14 protein-coding genes are annotated in these 16,958 nt (G+C 71.0%); 5 read left to right on the forward strand and 9 right to left on the reverse strand.

Going from position 1 to position 16,958, the window contains the following annotated elements; all coding sequences use genetic code 11:
• Both ACFWQC_RS23565 and ACFWQC_RS23570 read left to right on the forward strand, forming a co-directional pair.
• Positions 1-599: HNH endonuclease (locus tag ACFWQC_RS23565; RefSeq protein WP_378683677.1), on the forward strand; the 599-nt coding region annotated here is incomplete at its 5' end.
• Positions 600-727: 128 nt separating this feature from the next.
• Positions 728-1,063, forward strand: coding sequence for a DUF1048 domain-containing protein (locus tag ACFWQC_RS23570; protein WP_378683680.1), 336 nt, complete (start codon positions 728-730; stop codon positions 1,061-1,063).
• Position 1,064: 1 nt separating this feature from the next.
• Here ACFWQC_RS23570 and ACFWQC_RS23575 read toward each other — a convergent pair whose 3' ends face one another.
• The 5 genes from ACFWQC_RS23575 to ACFWQC_RS23595 are packed head-to-tail and all read right to left on the reverse strand — an operon-like array spanning position 1,065 to position 8,584.
• A complete protein-coding gene (locus ACFWQC_RS23575) occupies positions 1,065-1,577 on the reverse strand; it encodes a GNAT family N-acetyltransferase (protein ID WP_378683683.1) in 513 nt (170 codons plus the stop codon).
• Complete coding sequence (locus ACFWQC_RS23580; protein ID WP_378683686.1) at positions 1,568-3,556, reverse strand: penicillin acylase family protein; 1,989 nt, start codon at positions 3,554-3,556, stop codon at positions 1,568-1,570. Before ACFWQC_RS23580 ends, ACFWQC_RS23575 begins: the two co-directional genes overlap by 10 nt.
• Complete coding sequence (locus ACFWQC_RS23585) at positions 3,553-5,805, reverse strand: GNAT family N-acetyltransferase (RefSeq protein WP_378683689.1); 2,253 nt, start codon at positions 5,803-5,805, stop codon at positions 3,553-3,555. The genes ACFWQC_RS23580 and ACFWQC_RS23585 overlap by 4 nt, the downstream gene beginning before the upstream one ends.
• A complete protein-coding gene (locus ACFWQC_RS23590) occupies positions 5,802-7,148 on the reverse strand; it encodes a lysine N(6)-hydroxylase/L-ornithine N(5)-oxygenase family protein (RefSeq protein ID WP_378683692.1) in 1,347 nt (448 codons plus the stop codon). The genes ACFWQC_RS23585 and ACFWQC_RS23590 overlap by 4 nt, the downstream gene beginning before the upstream one ends.
• Positions 7,145-8,584: a pyridoxal phosphate-dependent decarboxylase family protein gene (locus tag ACFWQC_RS23595; RefSeq protein WP_378683695.1), complete on the reverse strand. Its 1,440-nt coding sequence runs from the start codon at positions 8,582-8,584 to the stop codon at positions 7,145-7,147. Before ACFWQC_RS23595 ends, ACFWQC_RS23590 begins: the two co-directional genes overlap by 4 nt.
• Before the next feature lie 103 nt (positions 8,585-8,687).
• Between ACFWQC_RS23595 and ACFWQC_RS23600 the strand changes: the two genes are divergently transcribed.
• Complete coding sequence (locus ACFWQC_RS23600) at positions 8,688-9,947, forward strand: MFS transporter (RefSeq protein ID WP_378683698.1); 1,260 nt, start codon at positions 8,688-8,690, stop codon at positions 9,945-9,947.
• On the opposite strand, the gene ACFWQC_RS23605 is transcribed toward ACFWQC_RS23600, so the two are convergent.
• A complete protein-coding gene (locus ACFWQC_RS23605; protein ID WP_378683701.1) occupies positions 9,944-10,840 on the reverse strand; it encodes a type II CAAX prenyl endopeptidase Rce1 family protein in 897 nt (298 codons plus the stop codon). The two genes, ACFWQC_RS23600 and ACFWQC_RS23605, sit on opposite strands and share 4 nt — an antisense overlap.
• 227 nt (positions 10,841-11,067) lie before the next feature.
• On the opposite strand from ACFWQC_RS23605, the gene ACFWQC_RS23610 reads away from it, so the two are divergent.
• Positions 11,068-12,318 carry a sensor histidine kinase gene (locus tag ACFWQC_RS23610; protein WP_378683704.1) on the forward strand — a complete coding sequence of 417 codons (1,251 nt, stop codon included), beginning with the start codon at positions 11,068-11,070 and terminating at the stop codon, positions 12,316-12,318.
• Complete coding sequence (locus ACFWQC_RS23615; protein ID WP_378683707.1) at positions 12,315-12,974, forward strand: response regulator; 660 nt, start codon at positions 12,315-12,317, stop codon at positions 12,972-12,974. The genes ACFWQC_RS23610 and ACFWQC_RS23615 overlap by 4 nt, the downstream gene beginning before the upstream one ends.
• A 15-nt stretch (positions 12,975-12,989) precedes the next feature.
• On the opposite strand, the gene ACFWQC_RS23620 is transcribed toward ACFWQC_RS23615, so the two are convergent.
• From ACFWQC_RS23620 to ACFWQC_RS23630, 3 genes are read right to left on the reverse strand one after another with little or no spacing between them, the layout of a single operon-like run.
• Positions 12,990-13,607 (reverse strand): response regulator, encoded by a 618-nt coding sequence (locus ACFWQC_RS23620; protein ID WP_378683710.1) that lies wholly within the window; start codon positions 13,605-13,607, stop codon positions 12,990-12,992.
• Positions 13,604-14,854 carry a sensor histidine kinase gene (locus ACFWQC_RS23625; RefSeq protein WP_378683714.1) on the reverse strand — a complete coding sequence of 417 codons (1,251 nt, stop codon included), beginning with the start codon at positions 14,852-14,854 and terminating at the stop codon, positions 13,604-13,606. Before ACFWQC_RS23625 ends, ACFWQC_RS23620 begins: the two co-directional genes overlap by 4 nt.
• The gene (locus ACFWQC_RS23630; RefSeq protein ID WP_378683717.1) at positions 14,851-16,938 is read right to left on the reverse strand and encodes an MMPL family transporter; all 2,088 of its coding nucleotides are present in this window, start codon (positions 16,936-16,938) and stop codon (positions 14,851-14,853) included. Before ACFWQC_RS23630 ends, ACFWQC_RS23625 begins: the two co-directional genes overlap by 4 nt.
• Positions 16,939-16,958: the final 20 nt, after the last annotated feature.

Below are 16,958 nucleotides of genomic sequence, written 5' to 3' on the forward strand. Positions count from 1 at the left end.
TGGCCGACACCCTCGTCGACCGAGTCACCGGCCGCAGCACCACCGGAGCCAAGCCTCGGATCGAGGTCAAGATCGTGATGACCGCCGACTCGCTCACCAACGACGGCGACCAGCCGGCCATGGTCGAGGGCTACGGACCCGTCCCCGCCGGATGGGCCCGCGAAGCACTCGCCGACGCCGAGGTCTTCGTCCGCCGACTCTTCACCGACCCCACCGGACAACTGATCGCGATGGAATCCCGCTCCCGCAAAGCACCCGACGGGCTCGCCGAGTTCATCACCACGCGTGACGGCGGGATCTGCCGCACCAACGGCTGCGACGCCCCGATCCGGAACATCGACCACATCGAACGTCACGCGGACGGCGGCGAAACCAGTGCGGAGAACCTGCAGGGTCTCTGTGAAAGGTGCAATCAGGCCAAGGAAGCCCTCGGCTGGCAAGCCAGACCAGGACCCGACGGCAGCATCATCACCATCACGCCAACGGGCCATACCTATGTCAGCCCGCCGCCCGACGCCTGGGCACCGGATCCACCACCCCTGTCCCGGGCCGAGTTCGTGCTGCGCGACGTACTTCTCGACCACACCCTCGCCGCCTGAGGCCCGAGGGCCCCCGAGAACTTTCTTCGGATCGGTGCTTGACCTTGACGCTACGTCAGGGCCGCACGCTTCTTCCACGGCCCCAAACAAGGAGCCGGAGAAACACACCACCGAAGAAGGAGCCCGACATGAACAACCTCCTCACCCGCCTCATCGGCGACAAGAAGGACTGGAAGCGCATGGAAGCCCGCGCCGCAGAACTGCCCGCCGACTACCGCACCGTCTACGGCGAGATGAAGAACTACATGTGGCGCTTCACCGCCGGCGACGGCATGGACATCGTCGAGGTCCTCCGCGAGATCCTCGACCTCTTCGAGACCGAGGCCGCTGCGGGGCGTTCGGTCATCGAGGTCACCGGAACCGACCTCGCCGCCTTCTGTGACGCACGGCTGCCCGAGCAGCACGACGCCTACCGCGCCAAGCTCCGGGCCAACCTCAACGAGGTCGCCTCGAAGCTCGCATGAGTCAGCGCAGGTCTAGGAAGGCGTACTGGGCGACCTTGTGCGGAAGCTGAACGACAGGGCCCCGCTTGAAGCCGTAGTCGTCGAGCCTGGCGAGCGAGGCCTCGTTGGAGGCGTCGGGCTCGACGACGGCGCGGCGGGCGCCGGACTTGGAGATGACCTCCTCCAGGAAGAACTCGAGGACCTCCTCCGTCCGGCCCTTGCGGGTCGGGGTGTCGGCCAGGAAGAGGTGGACGCCGATGTCGCCGGGGCGGCGATCGTAGAAGGTGCCGAGCTCGTCGACCTCGGGGTCCCAGGTCTGGAAGAGCGCGACCGGATCGCCATCGAGCTCGACGATGTACGCAGCCAGATGGGGCTGCTCCTGAAGCCAGGTGTAGATCTCCTCGATCTCCTCGCGCGGCTTCTCGACCATGCCCCAGAACCGGGCCCGGTCGTCGTGCAGCCAGTCGCACAGCAGGTCGATGTCGGCCGACGGCTCCAGGTCACGAATGGTCAGGGCTGGATCTTTCAGGGGCATGTCTTCTCCTCGGTGAGCAGGGACCAGTCGGTGACGACGCGGACCGCGCCTCCCCTGGCCCAGGCGGCGTGCTGGTCGGCGTGGTGGGGGCTGTCGGGGGAACCGCTGACACCGAGGGGTACGACCCAGCGGCTGTTGTCGCGGTCGGCCAGATCCCAGGCGTAGCGCGCCACAGAGCCCCGGACGGTCACGGTGGTGCCCGGGATCCAGGCGTTGCAGCGGACCGTGTCGGTGTCGCCGGGCAGCGGGGTGGCGGGGGCGGTACGCGTGTGCGGGAGGTCGAACTGCTCCAGCGCGTGTAGCGGCCAGAAGCGGTGACACTCCGGCCAGGGCGTCGGCTCGCCGCCGGCGTCGCGTACGGCCTTCGCAGCCTCGGCCACAAGCGCTCGCGGGTCCAGACCGAAGGGCTTCTCCGCGGCCAAGATGACGTGCAGGGCCCCGGCCACCCGCGCGGAGAGGCTGAACCACGGCTCGTAGAGGGGGCCATGCTCCGACGGCTCCCGCAGCGGCGCGAGCACCGGTGCCGCGCAGATGCGGTCGACGACCTCGGCACGCAGCGCGGCGTACCAGGCCGCGCCCGGCGAGCCGTCCATCGCTCCGTCCCACCCGGCCAGTGCCCGGGGCCGTAGATCGGCCGGGACCAGCCCGAGCAGCGGCTTGCCAGCGGTCTGGGTCGTGTCGGCGAGGACCGCCACTGCCTGCTCAGCATCGAGGGGCCCGGCTTCGTCAAGGAGGTGCGCGATCCGGTCCGCACGGAACGGCGGCGCGAAACCGACCGCGAGCACGTCGAACTCCGGCATGCAGCGGTCGTTGGCGGTCACGACGGAACCGTCCGCCGGCGCCGTACGCCGCGGCAGCGGGTCGACCCAGCCGGTCCACTCCCCCGCCTCGTCGCGCCGCGGCACCCGGCCGCCGACCGTGTGGACGACCTGGCCCGCCACGTCGGCGATGACCCAGTTGTTGACCGGCTCGACCCATCCCGCCACGGCGGCCTCGACATCGGCGACCGAGCGTGCCCGCAGCAGCGGAAGCAACGCCCCGAAGCCCAGGTCTGCGAGCTCGTGCCCGGGCGTACGCAGCGCCTGGCCCCAGCCCTCCTCCGGATCTTCGAGGACCACCGGGCCACGCTCGGTCTCGAGGACCTCGACCTCGACCGGCTCCTGTCCGCGGACGAGCACCGTCTCCATGCTCCGCCGCGCCACATCACCGCCGGGACGCAGGTCGACGCGGAAGAGATCCTGGTAGTCGCCCATCGCGTTGGTGATCCCCCACGCGACCCGACCGGCGTGCGCGAAGTGCTGCACGCCAGGTACGCCGGGGAACGTCAGCCCGACCACGTCGAAGGAGTCGTCGGGGTCGGTGCACGCGAGCCGTACCTGGAGGTAGACGTTGGGCGCCTCGAAGACCCGGTGCGGGTCACCGGCCACCAGCGGCATACCGGAGCGGGTGCGGCCGCCGCCGACGGCGTACGCGTTCGAGCCACCGGAGAGGCCCTCGGTGCGGAACAGCTCGGCCTCGGCACCGAGCACCCGCGCGGCCCGGGCACCGAAGAGCTTCGAGGGGAAGGACCCGAAGAGGATCTGGTGCACCCAGAAGACCGCCAGCGGCGTCCACGGCTGCCAGATCCCCGGCGTGGGCCCGAGCCCGTCGGGCCCGTCGAGCTCGACACAGGAGGTCTCCGCAAGACCGGAGCGGACCCCTTCGACGTACGCCGTCAGGAACCGCTGCGTCTCCTCGTCGAGTCGCTCGTAGGCCGCCTGCGCCACCGCCGCCAGCCGGGCACGGCGAGCGAAGATGTCCCACTCGAGCCCGGCCGGGCCGAGCAGCTCCGCGGTGCAGCCCTCGCTGCGCAGCCGCTCGATCTCGAGCTGCCAGGCGCGGTCCCGCGCGGTGGCCCAGCCCTGCAGCCGGGCCACCTCGGCGAGCGAGGCACCCCGCACATGCGGGATGCCCCACTCGTCTCGAAGGAGAACGCTCATGCGATCGGGTTGGCCAGCGTGCCGGCGAACATGAGCGACTCGGCTTGGTCGGTGATGTCGACCATCTGCAGCGTGTTGCGCAGCTGGAGCCGGTTGAGGCAGGAGTGGCGGAAGCGCGGGCGGAGGAAGTCGTAGCGCGCGACCGCATCCGCCAGCTCGGGGTGGTCGGCGGCATGGTCGACGATGCAGGCCCGCGTCTCGGCCCAGAACTCGGTCTCCGGCAGCACCCCCTCATCATCGAGGATCGCGGCGACGTAGCGCAGCACCCCGTCGAAGATGTCGGTGTGGACGGCCAGAGCCTTGACGTCGTCGGGGAAGGAGCCGCGGATCCGGGAGACCTCCTCGGGCAGCGGCAGGTCACCCATCACCGCCACCTCCTCGCCGATGTCCTTCATGAACATCCGCACCGGGACATGGTCGCGCAGCACCATCACCAGGTTCTCGCCGTGCGGCATGAACACCAGGTCGTACGCCAGCAGGCAGTGCACCAGCGGGCGCAGATAGGCGTCGAGGTAGCTGCGGACCCACTCCCGAGCGGGCAGCCCGGAGGCGCGGACCAGCTCGACCGCGTACGAGGCACCGGCGGCGTCGCGGTGGAGCATCGCCGCCATCGTCGCGCACCGCTCCCCCTCGGCCAGGCGCGGCACCGGCGACTCCCGCCACAGCGCGGCGATCATCTTCCGGTAGGGCGACGGGTTCGGCAGGGAGTGGAACACGTCGCCGGTCCAGCCGATCGAGGCGAGCTCGCGCAGGACCCCGAAGCCGCGCTCCTTCAGCTCCGCGTCGCCCTCCACCACGTCGGCGACCCAGTCGTTGATGGCCGGGGTGGCCGCCATGTAGGCCGGCGAGAGACCGCGCATGAAGCCCATGTTCTGGATCGACAGCGCGGTCTTGACGTAGTGCCGCTCCGGACGCGAGGTGTTGAAGTACGTCCGGATCGACTGCTGCGGGCGGTGGACGTCCTCGCCCTCGCCGACCAGCACGATCCGGCGCGCGGCGACGTCGGTGGCGAAGGTGACCGCCAGCTTGTGACGCCACTGCCACGGGTGGACCGGCAGATAGCGGAACTTGTCCGGGTCGAGCCCGAGCCCACGCAGCTTGGCCGCGAACCGGGCCAGGGTCGCCTCGCCGAGCTCGGCCGCATAAAGACGGCCCTCGTTCTCGCCACGGCCCAGGGCCAGGTGGGACTGGTCCCGCGAGACGGCGATCCAGAGCAGGCTCAGGTCATTGCTCGTCTCCGGCGCCCAGCGGGCGTGGTCATCGATGTCGAAGCCGATCCGGCCGTTGTTGGCGACGAAGGCCGGGTGGCCCTCGCTCATCGCACCCTCGACGCTCTGGTGGTCGGCATCGACCAGGTCGGCGGCGGTCAGCGTCTGGTGCTCGAGCTTCCAGCAGGCCGAGGCGATCGTGGCCGCCAGCTCCTCCAGGTAGGTCGGCAGCAGCTTGTCCGGGATCCCGAGATCGGGCGCGAACTCGGCGACGAACGCCTGCGCGTCGACCTCGGCCTCCTCACCTCCGGCCATCCGGACGATCGAGGCCGGGTCCACCACCCAGTGCTCGAGCTGGAAGCGGCGCCCGGTGAAGGCGTAGGTCGAGGACGGCCCCTGCAGCTCCCAGCCCGTGTCGGTGGCCACGGGCGCGATCATCCGCTCGTGGCTGAACTCCGCGATCGCCTTGGCGACCAGGTGGCGGTGCGCGACACGCAGGTTCTCCGGGCGCAGGTGGGCGGCTGCGTACATCTCCCGGGTGCAGACCGAGAGCATCGCGATCTTCTCGCCGATGCTGATCTCGCGCAGCTCGACGAAGCCCGCCTCGGTGTTCTTGCGCCGGATCGCCTCGTTGCGTACGTCCGGCTCGACCACCACGCGACGCACGCCGGGGTCCGCGAAGCAGTGCCGCATGACCGCCCGGAAGACCCGGGTGGTGTAGCCGGTGACGGGCTCGCCCGAGGTCGGCGCGACCAGGACGTGCATGCCCAGGTCGCCGGCGGCGAGGTCGGGCACGTGGGTGATTCCGGCGAGCTCGCTGTGGGCGGGGTCGTAGGTCTCGACCAGGAACGCGGGTGCGCCGTCGACCCGGCCCAGCCAGGCGTCGTGGTGCGGGTGGCCGGCGATGCGCGCGTACTCCGCGGCGACGTCCTCCAGGGTGGCGTCCAGCATCATCCAGTACGCCGAGCGCGGGTGGGTCACCCAGGAGTGGACGGTGCCGAGGTGGGCCTCGATCTCGAGCGGCTCGATCGTGATCCTCATCGGTTCTCCTCCGTAGGCTGGCTGTGCTCAGGCAAGATCCGGAACCGGTCCGGGACGCCGAACTCCTGGAAGGCGACCCGCTTCTCGATCGGGTACGGCTCGCGGCCGAGGACGGCGGCGAGGATCACCGAGCTGCGGTAGGCGCCCATGCCGAGGTCGGGGGCGACGAAGCCGTGGGTGTGCTCCTCGCCGTTCTGCACCCAGATCTCGCGGTCGGCGGTGTCGACCGAGAAGGTCGAGCTGGCCGCAAAACGGCCCTGCGAGTCGAGGCGGATCCGGTCGCGGACGGGCTCCAGGAAGTCCGGGATGCCGGCGCGGTAGCCGGTGGCGAGGACGAGCGCCTCGGTCGACATCTCGTAGTCCTCCTCCTGCTCCACGTGGTGCAGCGCGAGGTGGTAGCCACTCTCGGTGCGGGTCACGCCGCGCACCTCGGTGTTGGTGAGCAGCGTGGTCTCGGCCGCCTCGGTGACCGAGCGGGTGTAGAGCGCCTCATGGATCGCGTCGATGGTGTCGCCCGAGATGCCCTTGTAGAGGCTCTGCTGCGCCTTCAGGAGCCGGTCACGCTTCTCGCTGGGGAGCGCCTGGAAGTAGGCGGAGTACTCCGGGGAGGTCAGCTCGAGGGTGAGCTTGGTGTACTCCATCGAGAAGAACCGCGGGCTGCGGGTCAGCCAGGCCAGCTGGTAGTCGTGGTCGGGCTGGGCGGTCAGCAGGTCGAGGTAGACCTCGGCGGCCGACTGGCCGCTGCCGACGACGGTGATGCTGCGCCGGGTGACGAGCTCGTCCTTGCGGGCCAGGTACTCGGCGCTGTGCAGCGCCGGCCCCTCCGCGGCGACGGCCTCGGCCGCACACTCCGGGACGCGTGGGGTCGTCCCGGTCCCGAGCACCAGCCGCCTGGTCCGATGGGTCTCGCCGGAGGCGGTGGTGACGACGTACGTCTCCCCGTCGTGCTCCACGGAGGTGACCTGCTGTCCGAAGCGGACGGAGTCGAGCCGCTCGGCGACCCACTGGCAGTACTGGTTGTACTCGCGCCGGTGTGGCAGGAAGTTCTCGCGGATGTAGAACGGGTAGATCCGGCCGGTCTGCTTGAGGAAGTTGAGGAAGCTGAACCGCGAGGTCGGGTCGGCCATGGTCACCAGATCGGCGAGGAACGGCACCTGCAAGGTGGCCTCGTCGAGCATCATCCCGGGGTGCCAGTCGAACCGGTCGCGTCCCTCGAGGAAGAGGCAGTCGAGCTCGTCGATCGGATCGGCGAGAGCGGCCAGGCCGAGGTTGAAGGGGCCGAGCCCGATCCCGATCAGGTCGTGGACGCGGGCGTCGGTGAACACAGTGGTCGGTGCGGTCATCGGGCGACCTCCGGAACGGCGCGGCCCAGCGTACGGACCTGCTCGATGATCTCGAGTACGTCCTGCACCGAGGCCTTGGGATTGAGCAGGGTGAGCTTGAGGAACTGCCGGCCGTCGACCTTGGTCGCGGCGACGACACCGCGACCGCCGCTCCACATCTCGGCACGGATACGGCGGTTGAGGTCACCCAGAGCGTCCTCGTCGAGGTGCGGGTCGACGTAGCGGAACACGACCGTGGAGAGCTGGGAGGGCGTGATGACCTCGATGTCGGGCTGCACGCTGAGGATGTCGTAGACCTCGCGCGCGAGGTCGATGACGGTCTCCAGGTAGGCGCCGATCTGGTCGGGGCCCATCGTGCGCAGCGTGAGCCACAGCTTGAGCGCGTCGAAGCGGCGGGTGGTCTGGAGAGACTTGTCGACCTGGTTGGGGTTCTCCGACTCCCGCGGGTTGAGGTAGTCGGCGTACCAGGAGGCGTGCTGCATGGTCGCCAGGTCGCGGACCAGGAGCGCGCTGGAGGAGACCGGCTGGAACCAGGTCTTGTGGTAGTCGATCGTGATCGAGTTCGACCGCTCGATGCCGTCGAGCAGGTGGCGATACTTCGGCGAGGCGAGCAGCCCACCGCCGTACGCCGCGTCGACGTGGAACCAGACGTTGAAGTCCTGGCAGGCGTCGGCGATGGCGTGGAGAGGGTCGATGACACCGAAGTCGGTGGTGCCGGCGGTGGCCACGACCGCGGCCGGGACGAGACCGTCGACGACGCACTCGTCGAGCGCCTCGCGCAGCGCGACGACGTCCATCCGGTGCTCGGCGTCGGTCGGGATCGCGATCGCGGCCGCGTCGCCCATGCCGAGCAGGCGGGCCGACTTGGCGATGGAGAAGTGGCTGTCCGCGGAGGTCAGGAAGCGCAGCCGGTCCAGAGGTACGCCGCGGCGCTCCGCCTCACCGCGGGCCAGGAGCAGCGCCTGCAGGTTGGACTGGCTGCCGCCGCTGGTGAAGATGCCGTCGCGGGTTGCCTCCGGGTAGCCCGCGCGGGCCGCGGTCCAGTCGATGAGACGACGCTCCATGAACGTACCGCCCACGGACTGGTCGAAGGTGTCCATCGAGGTGTTGACGGCCGCGATCAGCAGCTCCCCGACGAGGGAGGGAATCACGACCGGGCAGTTGAGGTGGGCGGCATAGGAAGGGTCGTGGAACCAGACGGCGTCCTGGAGCCACAGCTTGCTGACCTCGGCCAGCGCGGCGGCGCCGTCGACGAGGGGGTTGTCCAGGTCGACCTCGGCGACCGGTCCGGCGGCCGCCTCGGGCGAGATCCCGGTGGTGGGACCCTCCAGGGTGGCGAGCTGGTCGACGAGCAGCCGGATTGCTTCGGTGATGCCGCTGGTGTACTCACGAGCATTGTCGGGGTGGAACAGATGCTCCAAGTGCGGTGCGCTCACTGGTCTCCTTCGACACGGGGGATTAGGTTAGGCGAACCTAAGTGAGGCTACCCTAAACACGCCCCCGCCAGACAGGTGGGCCAGAGAGAGGACGATCACACCCGTGCCGCACTCCCCCACCCAGGCCACCCGCGTGCTCGCAGGCTTCGCCTTCGCATCCCTCGGCAACGGCCTGACCCTCCCGTTCCTCTACGTCTACATGGCCCAGGTCCAGGACCTCGGGTCATCGACGGCCGGCTGGATGTTCGCCTGGATGGGTCTGGTCGGGCTGGCGGCCGCCCCGGGGGTCGGAGCGCTCCTCGACCGCTTCGGGCCTCGCGCGGTCCTGATCGCCGCGCTGGTCGTGGAGTCGGTCTCGATCGGGTCGCTCGGCTTCGTCGACGGGACCGTGCCGACGATGGCGGTGCTGGCCGGAGTGGTCGTGGGCGCCTCTCCGCTGTGGCCGGGCACGACGACGCTGCTGGCCGGGATGGTCCCTGCCGCGGACCGCGAGCGGGCCTACGGCTTCGCCTTCTTGGGACTGAACGCGGGCATCGGCGTGGGTGGCCTGGTCAGCGCGTTCCTGATCGACGTGACCCGCCCCGAGACCTTCCAGGTGCTCTACCTGTGCGACGCCGTCGCCTATCTCGTCTACGCCGCGGTACTGGCGTTCCTGGTCCGCTCCCCGGCCCGTCCCGCGCAGGACGACGCGAACGACGCGACCGCTGGATCCTGGGTCGAGGTGCTTCGCGACCGACGGGCGGTGGCCCTGGTCGCCTGCGGCGTGCTCGCGGTGACCTTCGGCTACGGACAGCTCGAGGCCGGCGCGACCGCCTACGCCGTCGACGTGGCCGGGGTGCCGGCGACCGCGCTCGGCTGGGCCTTCGCCGCCAACGCCGCCGTGATCGTCTGCGGGCAGGTGATCCTGCTGCGGCTCACCTCCGGGTGGCGGCGTACGACCGCACTGGCGTGCGCCGTGCTCACCTGGTCGCTGGCCTGGAGCGTACTGGCGGCCGCTGACCTGATGCCGGTCGCCGGCGCGATCGCTGCCGTCGTGATCGGCCTGGCGATCTTCGGACTCGGCGAGACGCTGTGGGCGCCGATCGTGACCGGGCTGGCGAACACCATCGCCCCCGACCACCTGCGCGGCCGCTACAACGCCTCCCTCGGCCTCACCCTGACCCTCGGCCAGATCCTCGGGCCCGCGCTGGCCGGATCCCTCATCGGCAGCGGTCTCGGCCACCTGTGGGCGGTCGTCGTGATCGGCGGCACCCTCACCGCGGGCCTGGTGCTGACCAGACTCCGGTTCCTGCTCACCGCGGCCGAGGACGGCGCCCCGGAGGCCGAGACCCTCCGGGAGCCCGTCCAGGCGGCCGCCGACTAACGCCTCACGTCGTAGCCGAGCCGCCCGCGCGTGGCGACGATGACGATCGCCGCGCCGATCCCCGCGGCGAGCAGCCCCGCGAACTGGAACCGGTCGGCGTCGACGCCCGGGAAGAGCTCGGTGGAGGCCACCGAGGCGTAGTTGTTGACGCTGGTGTGCAGGAGCATCGCCAGCGGCAGGCTCTGTCCGGTGCGGTTGAAGACCCAGGTCATCACGATCCCGAAGGTGACACAGAAGGCCGCGAAGACGAGCGGGGCGTACCAGCGCACGTCCGGCCAGCCGGCCCAGTCGGTCAGGAAGAGCGGCATGTGCCACAGCGCCCAGATCGGGCCGAGCACGAAGGCGGAGCCGAGCGGTCCGACCTTCCGCTGCAGGCGGGGCAGGGCGAAGTCGCGCCAGCCCGGCTCCTCGGCGAGGCCGGTCGTGATCATCTGCAGGATGAGCCCGGGGACGTACGCCACCAGCACGAACAGCCACGCCTGCGACGGCGCCGCCATCTGCCCACCGACGGCCTGGGTCGCGATGATGATCGTGGCCGGGACGCCGATCAGGATGCCGGCGTACCAGCGCCAGCTCGCCCGCCAGCGCCACATCCCGACGACCCAGGCCCGCAGGCCCGCTCGGCCGCCGACGAGGCCGGTGACCAGCGCGGCGCTGCCGATCGGGCCGAGGTACGCGCCCGGGAGCATCCCGAGGAGCTGGCCGCCGATCATGCCGCCGGGGAAGGTGAGGTCCCAGACGCCGAGGCCGCTGTTGGACAGGACGTACGGTGTCCAGGCCAACCAGCTCGCCGCGAGGGCGAGCACGAAGAAGGTGGAGAGCTGGTGGCGGGTGACAAATGCTCGTAAGCCCTGATCTGGCTGCGTCACTGGCTGGGTCGTGGTCGTGGTCATGGTCGTTCCCTTTCGGCATGGGTCGCTTTCCTGACCTGAACCTAGGAACGGGGCCGGTCCCGTCGCGCCGGGCAAAAGAGCGAACCTTCGTACTTGCATCGAAAGATGCTGGCGACCGGGACCGGTTGCGGAAAGGATGATGGCGTGAGCGAGCGTCAGCGAGTGAACCAACAAAACAACACGCGACCTCGTCCGTATTCTGGCGCTTGCGCTACGGAGGTGGTCGCGTGAGCGACGAGACGACACGGATGCTGCCGCGACTGATCCCTCCCGTGGTGGTCTGGCTGGTCACCACGACGCTGCTGGTCGCCGCGCCGAGCCTCGACTCGGCCGACGCCGAGATCGGCGGCAGCCCCGCACTCGGCAGCGCGGGTTGGTGGGTCGCGCTGGTGGTGCTCACCGTCCAGGCGGCGGTGCTCCTCGAGCGGCGCTCGCGGCCGTTGGCGGTGCTGCTGGTCGTGGCCGCCGCCTCCGTCCTGCTGGCCGTCAGCGGCGCCGGTGACACCACCAGCCTCGCCTCGGCGGCCGTGCTGGTCGCGGTGTGGTCGGCGGTGACCTCGGTGCCACTCCCCCTCCGGGCCCGGCCGCTCGCTGGGGCGCTGACCGGGGCCGGGCTGCTGGTCGCGCTCGGCACCTGCCTGAGCCAGACGAGCATCGGCCTCCCGGTCGGCACCGCGGTCCTGGCCGGTCTCGTCCAGGGTGCGGGCGTGATCGCCGCTCCGGCGCTGCTCGCCGCCACCGTGCGCGCACGCCGCGACGCGAGGTCGGCCCGGACCGACCTCGCGGACGCCGTCGACCGCGAGCAGTCCGCCCAGATCGCCGCGGCGATCGCGGAGGAGCGTACGGCGATGGCCCGCGAGCTCCACGACATCGCCGCCCACCACCTGACCGGCATCGCGGTGATGACCGGCGCGGTCGAGCGGCAGATCGACACCGACCCGGCGGGAGCGAAGGAGTCCGTACGCCAGGTCCGCACCCAGAGCACCGCGATGCTGCGCGAGCTGCGCGGACTGGTCACGCTGCTGCGGAGCCCGGGGCAGGCCGATGAGGCGAGCGGGCACGAGCGGCTGTCCGAGCTGGGCTCCCTCGTCGACGACGCACGTCGTGCCGGGCTCGAGGTGTCGTTCTCCACCCTGGGGGCCGGCTCCGTCACCGGGAGCGTCGGGCCGCTCGCCCAGCTCTCCGCCTATCGCACCGTGCAGGAGTGCCTCGCCAACGCCGCCCGGCACGCGCCGGGTGCCCGGTGCGAGGTGCTCCTGGACGCCCGGGACCCGGCCGAGGTGGTGGTGACGGTGCGCAACGGGCCACCGCCGATCACCCCCGCTGGGACGCCGCGTCGGCGTGGCCTGGGCCTGGTCGGCATGCAGGAGCGCGCCGACCTGACCGACTCGACCCTCGAGGCCGGACCGACCGCCGAGGGCGGCTGGCAGACGCGGCTGCGGATCCCCGCCCCCGCGACCGCGGAGGTGGCCGGATGATCCGGGTCGTGGTCGCCGACGACCAGCCGCTGGTGCGTGCCGGGCTGCGTACGCTGCTGGAGACCGAGCCCGACATCGAGGTCGTCGCGGTGGCCGAGGACGGTGCCGTGGCGGTCGAGCGGGCGCTCGCGCTGCGGCCCGACGTGGTCTGCATGGACATCCGCATGCCCGGCCGCGACGGCATCAGCGCCACCCGCGAGCTCTGCGGTCCCGACGTCGCCGACCCGATCCCGGTGCTCGTCCTGACCACCTTCGACATCGACGACTACGTCTTCGGTGCCCTCGAGGCCGGCGCCTCCGGCTTCCTCCTCAAGGACGCCGACCCCGACGCCATCGTCGCCGCCGTACGCTCCGTCGCCGCCGGCCACGGCACCCTCGACACCTCGCTCACCCGCCGCGTCCTTCGCGAGGTCGTCACCCGCAGGCGTACGCAACCCGTGACCGCCGCGCGCGCCAGCGAGCTCCTCACCACCCGCGAGCTCGACATCCTTCTCCACCTGGCCGAGGGCATGTCCAACGAGGAGATCGCCCAGGCGCTCGTCCTCGAGGTCTCCACGGTCAAGTCCCACCTGGCCCGGATGATGCCCAAGCTCGGCGTGAAGTCCCGCCTCCAGGCCGCCGTGTGGGCCTACCAGTCGGGACTCGTCGAGACCTGAGGCGGGCCAGACCGGTCAGATCAGCCCGGTCTCCTGCGCGACGTGGATGGCCCGAGAGCGGCTGTCGACGTCGAGCTTGGTGAAGATGTGCGCGAGGTGGCTCTTCACGGTGGCCTCGGTGACGAAGAGAGTGCGCGCGATCTCCTTGTTGGTCGCGCCCCTGGCGAGGTGCCGCAGCACCTCGATCTCGCGATCGGTGAGCCGCGGCAGCGGGCTGCGCATGCCCTTGAGCACCCGGGTGGCCAGGTCCGGGGCGAGGACCATGTCGCCGGCGGCGGCGCGGCGGATTCCCTGGACGATGACCTCGGGGTCGACGTCCTTGAGCAGGTAGCCGGCGGCACCCGCCTCGATCGCACCGAGCACCTCGGCGTCGCGGTCGAAGGTGGTCAGGATCAGCACGGCCGGCGCCGGCTCGAGGGCGCGTAGCGCGACGGTGGTCCGGATGCCGTCGATCCCGCTCCCGAGGCGTAGGTCGCACAGGACGACGTCGGGGCGAAGGTGACCGGCGAGGACGATCGCCTCTTCGCCGGTGGCGGCCTCCCCGACGACCGTCAGGGCGTCGCCCGCCTCGATCACGGCGCGCAGGCCGCTGCGTACGACCGGGTGGTCGTCGACGAGGAGCACCGTGGTCATCGCGACGCCTCGATGTGGATCGGGAGATTTGCGGAGACGGCGGTGCCCTCACCGGGCGTGCTCTCCACGTCGAGTCCACCTCCGAGCTCGCGCAGGCGGGCCCGCATGAAGCGCAGGCCATAGCTGGAAGAGCCGGCGTCGGCGTCCTGTTCCCAGGCGGCGACATCGAACCCGTCGCCATCGTCGCTGATGTCCATCCGCACCGAGTCACCGTCATCGATCAGCGTGACCACGACCCGGGTCGCCCCGGCGTGGAGACGTACGTTGGAGAGGGCCGACTGAGCGGTGCGGAGCAGCGCGACCTCGACCTCGGTCCGCAGCAGCGGGAGCGTGTCGTCGACATGGAGCTCGACGTGCAGCCCGGTCTCCTCGTGCGTGCGGTCGAGCATGCGCCGAAGCGCCGATGCCAGGGCCGCGTCCTCGAGCTCGGCCGGTGCCAGGGCCTCGACGATCCGGCGTACGTCCGCGAGGCTGTCGCCCGCCAGCGCCTCGACCTGCTCGAAGGTGCGCGACGACTCGGGGTCCGTGGTGCGGTTGCCCCCGGCGTGGGTGAGGAGCCGGATCGAGGAGAGCGCCTGCGCGACGGTGTCGTGGATGTCTCGCGAGATCCGGGTGCGCTCGGCGATCGCTCCGGAGTGGCGCTGGGCGAGCAGGAGCTCGTCCTGCAGCTCGGCCATCTCCTGCTGAGCCTTCCGCAATGAGGTCACCAGCCGTTCTCGCTCGGCGGCGTCGCGGAGGAGCTGCAGGTATCCGCGGGAGATGCCGAACGCGAAGATGCCGCCGATGAGCGGGCCGAAGACGTCCGCGTAGCTGGTCGAGCCACGGTGCAGGATCGGGGCCACGACCACCACCACGAGGATCGCCGCCGAGAAGACCAGGCCCCAGCGCAGCGGCAGCAGATGCCCGGCGAGCAGCCAGAGCAGGAACGCGAGCCAGACGAACTCGTCCGAGACCGCGACCGCGGCGACCCAGATCAGCGCGAAGCCGAGCAGCCACCACACCGGGAGCCGCCGCGAGCCCGTCCTGACCGGCAGGATCGTGCCGGCGGTGTGCCACCCGAGGATCGCCAGCCCCGAGACGACCGCGGCAGGAAGCGGCACCCCCTCGCCGATCGCCCTGCTGACGCCGATCGCCGTCAGCACGACCGCGATGACGTGCTGCCCGATCTCCATCGCCCGCACCGTCGAGGCGGCCGGGGCCTGTTGCGAGACGCCGAGCTGCCTCAACGGTGCGTGTACGACACTCATGTGCTCGATTCTCCCCCGGCCCGCTGCGGTCGTCCCGGCCACCAGATGCGGTCGCCCACCAGGGCGAAGATCGCCGGCACGATCACCGTACGCACCACCAGGGTGTCCACGAGCACGCCCACACCGACGATCAGGCCCAGCTGTCCGAGAGTGACCAGCGGCAGCACACCGAGAGCGGCGAAGACCCCGGCGAGGACGATGCCGGCGCTGGTGATCACACCGCCGGTGTGGGCGACCGCCTCGACCACGCCCGCCCGAGTGCCGAGCCGTGCCGCGTCCGCGCGCGCCCGATGGACGAGGAAGATCGTGTAGTCGATCCCCAGCGCGACCAGGAACAGGAACGCCAGGATCGGCACCTGCTGGTCGAGCGCCTGCTGATCAAAGAGGACCCGGCTCAGCCAGGCCCCGGCGCCGATCGCGGCGACCGCGCTGGCGAGGTTCACCAGGAGCAGCAGACCGGGTGCGACGAGCGAGCGCAGCAGGACCAGGAGCACGAGGAAGCTCACCGCGAGCACCAGCGGCGCGATCACCATCAGGTCCCGCTCGCTCCCCTCGGCGGCGTCCAGCTCGGTCGCGACCGCACCGCCGACGAGAGCGTCCGCGCCCTCGACCGGGTGGACCGCCTCCCGCAGGTCGGCGATCTGCTCGAGACTCCGCTCGGTGCCGGGCGAGTAGTCGCTGGTCACCATGATCTTCGTCAGGGACCCGTCGTCGGTGACCCCGGCCGGCTGGGCGCGCACCACGCCCTCCACGTCACCCGCGACCGCGGCCACCTCGGCGGCGATCTCGGTGTCGGCGAGGATGTAGACCGGCTGGGCCTCGCCGGGCGGGAAGTGGGCCGAGAGCGTCTCCAGACCGGCGGCCGACTCGGACTGCACCCGGAACTTCTCGATCTGATCGAGCCCGACCGACGTACCGGAGAGGCCGGAGGCCATCACCGCGAGCAGCGCGAGCCCACCCAGCAGGCTCGCCACCGGACGCTTCACCACCCGCGACGCGACCGCGCGCCAGACCCCGCCCTCCTCACGCGACTCACCCGGGCGAGGGACGAACGGCCAGAAGAGTCGACGCCCGCACACCGCCAAGGCCGGCGGGAGCACGAACAGCACCGCGACGAGGGCGATCAGCAGACCGATCGCCGCAGGAACGCCCAGCCCGCGGGTCATCGGGATCGTGGCCAGGACCAGCGTCAGCAGGGCCAGCACCACGGTCAGGTTGGAGGCGAGGATCGCGAGCGCCGTCTTCCGCCAGGCCGTGCTCAGGGCCAGCCGGTCGTCCTCGGTCCGCTGCAGCTCCTCCCGGTACCGCGAGATCAGCAGCAGCGCGTAGTTCGTCCCCGCGCCGAAGACGAGAACGCTGACGATGCCGGCGTCGAACCCGAAGTCCCACAGCGCTCCCGCTGCCGCCGTGACCCGCCCGGCGAGCGCATCGGCGACGGCCACCACGATCAGCGGGATCAGCCACAGCACCGGCGAGCGGTAGGTGATGATCAGCAGCACCGCCACGATCAGGACCGTCACCAGCAGCAGCGTGATGTCCGCGCCGTCGAAGGCCGCGGCCGCATCGGCCCCGAACGCCGGTCCGCCCGTCACCTGCAGGGTGAGCCCGTCGGGTGTCTGCGCCGCGATGTCGGTACGCAGGGCCTTGATCACCCCGGACGTCTCGGCGTTGTCGCTGCCGACCGCGATCGGGACGGCGAGAGCTGCTGCCTTCCCGTCCTCGCTGAGCATCGGGCCGGCGGCGCCCGGCGCGGCCTGCGCACCCACCTGGACGCCGAGCCGCTCGAGGTCGTCGAGATCACCGCTGGAGAGGGCACCATCGTCCTCGCGAGAGGCGACGACGAGCACCGACTGTCGATCCGCACCGGGGAACTCCTCCAAGAGCTCGCCCACCCTCGTCGACTCCGACCCCGCCGGCGCCTGCCCGGTCTGTGCCGGAGCCTCCGCCCCGGCGAAGGCCCCGAAGAGCACCCCCATCACCACCACCGCGAGACCGAGCGCCACCCAGGCCCCACGACGCGAGGTCAACCTGTCTGCGACATGCGGACGAGCACCCGACCGCGTACGAACCAGAGAATCTGCCATGCCACCAACTCCATCAGCGG

This window comes from Nocardioides sp. NPDC058538, from assembly GCF_042719275.1.
In the GTDB taxonomy this organism is placed as follows: domain Bacteria; phylum Actinomycetota; class Actinomycetes; order Propionibacteriales; family Nocardioidaceae; genus Nocardioides.

Bases quoted from the DNA above. Each gene is read 5' to 3' on its own strand.
- ACFWQC_RS23570 (WP_378683680.1), top strand. From the start codon at position 728: ATGAACAACCTCCTCACCCGCCTCATCGGCGACAAGAAGGACTGGAAG.
- ACFWQC_RS23575 (WP_378683683.1), bottom strand. From the start codon at position 1,577: ATGCCCCTGAAAGATCCAGCCCTGACCATTCGTGACCTGGAGCCGTCG.
- ACFWQC_RS23580 (WP_378683686.1), bottom strand. From the start codon at position 3,556: ATGAGCGTTCTCCTTCGAGACGAGTGGGGCATCCCGCATGTGCGGGGT.
- ACFWQC_RS23585 (WP_378683689.1), bottom strand. From the start codon at position 5,805: ATGAGGATCACGATCGAGCCGCTCGAGATCGAGGCCCACCTCGGCACC.
- ACFWQC_RS23590 (WP_378683692.1), bottom strand. From the start codon at position 7,148: ATGACCGCACCGACCACTGTGTTCACCGACGCCCGCGTCCACGACCTG.
- ACFWQC_RS23605 (WP_378683701.1), bottom strand. From the start codon at position 10,840: ATGACCACGACCACGACCCAGCCAGTGACGCAGCCAGATCAGGGCTTA.
- ACFWQC_RS23615 (WP_378683707.1), top strand. From the start codon at position 12,315: ATGATCCGGGTCGTGGTCGCCGACGACCAGCCGCTGGTGCGTGCCGGG.
- ACFWQC_RS23620 (WP_378683710.1), bottom strand. From the start codon at position 13,607: ATGACCACGGTGCTCCTCGTCGACGACCACCCGGTCGTACGCAGCGGC.
- ACFWQC_RS23625 (WP_378683714.1), bottom strand. From the start codon at position 14,854: ATGAGTGTCGTACACGCACCGTTGAGGCAGCTCGGCGTCTCGCAACAG.
- ACFWQC_RS23630 (WP_378683717.1), bottom strand. From the start codon at position 16,938: ATGGCAGATTCTCTGGTTCGTACGCGGTCGGGTGCTCGTCCGCATGTC.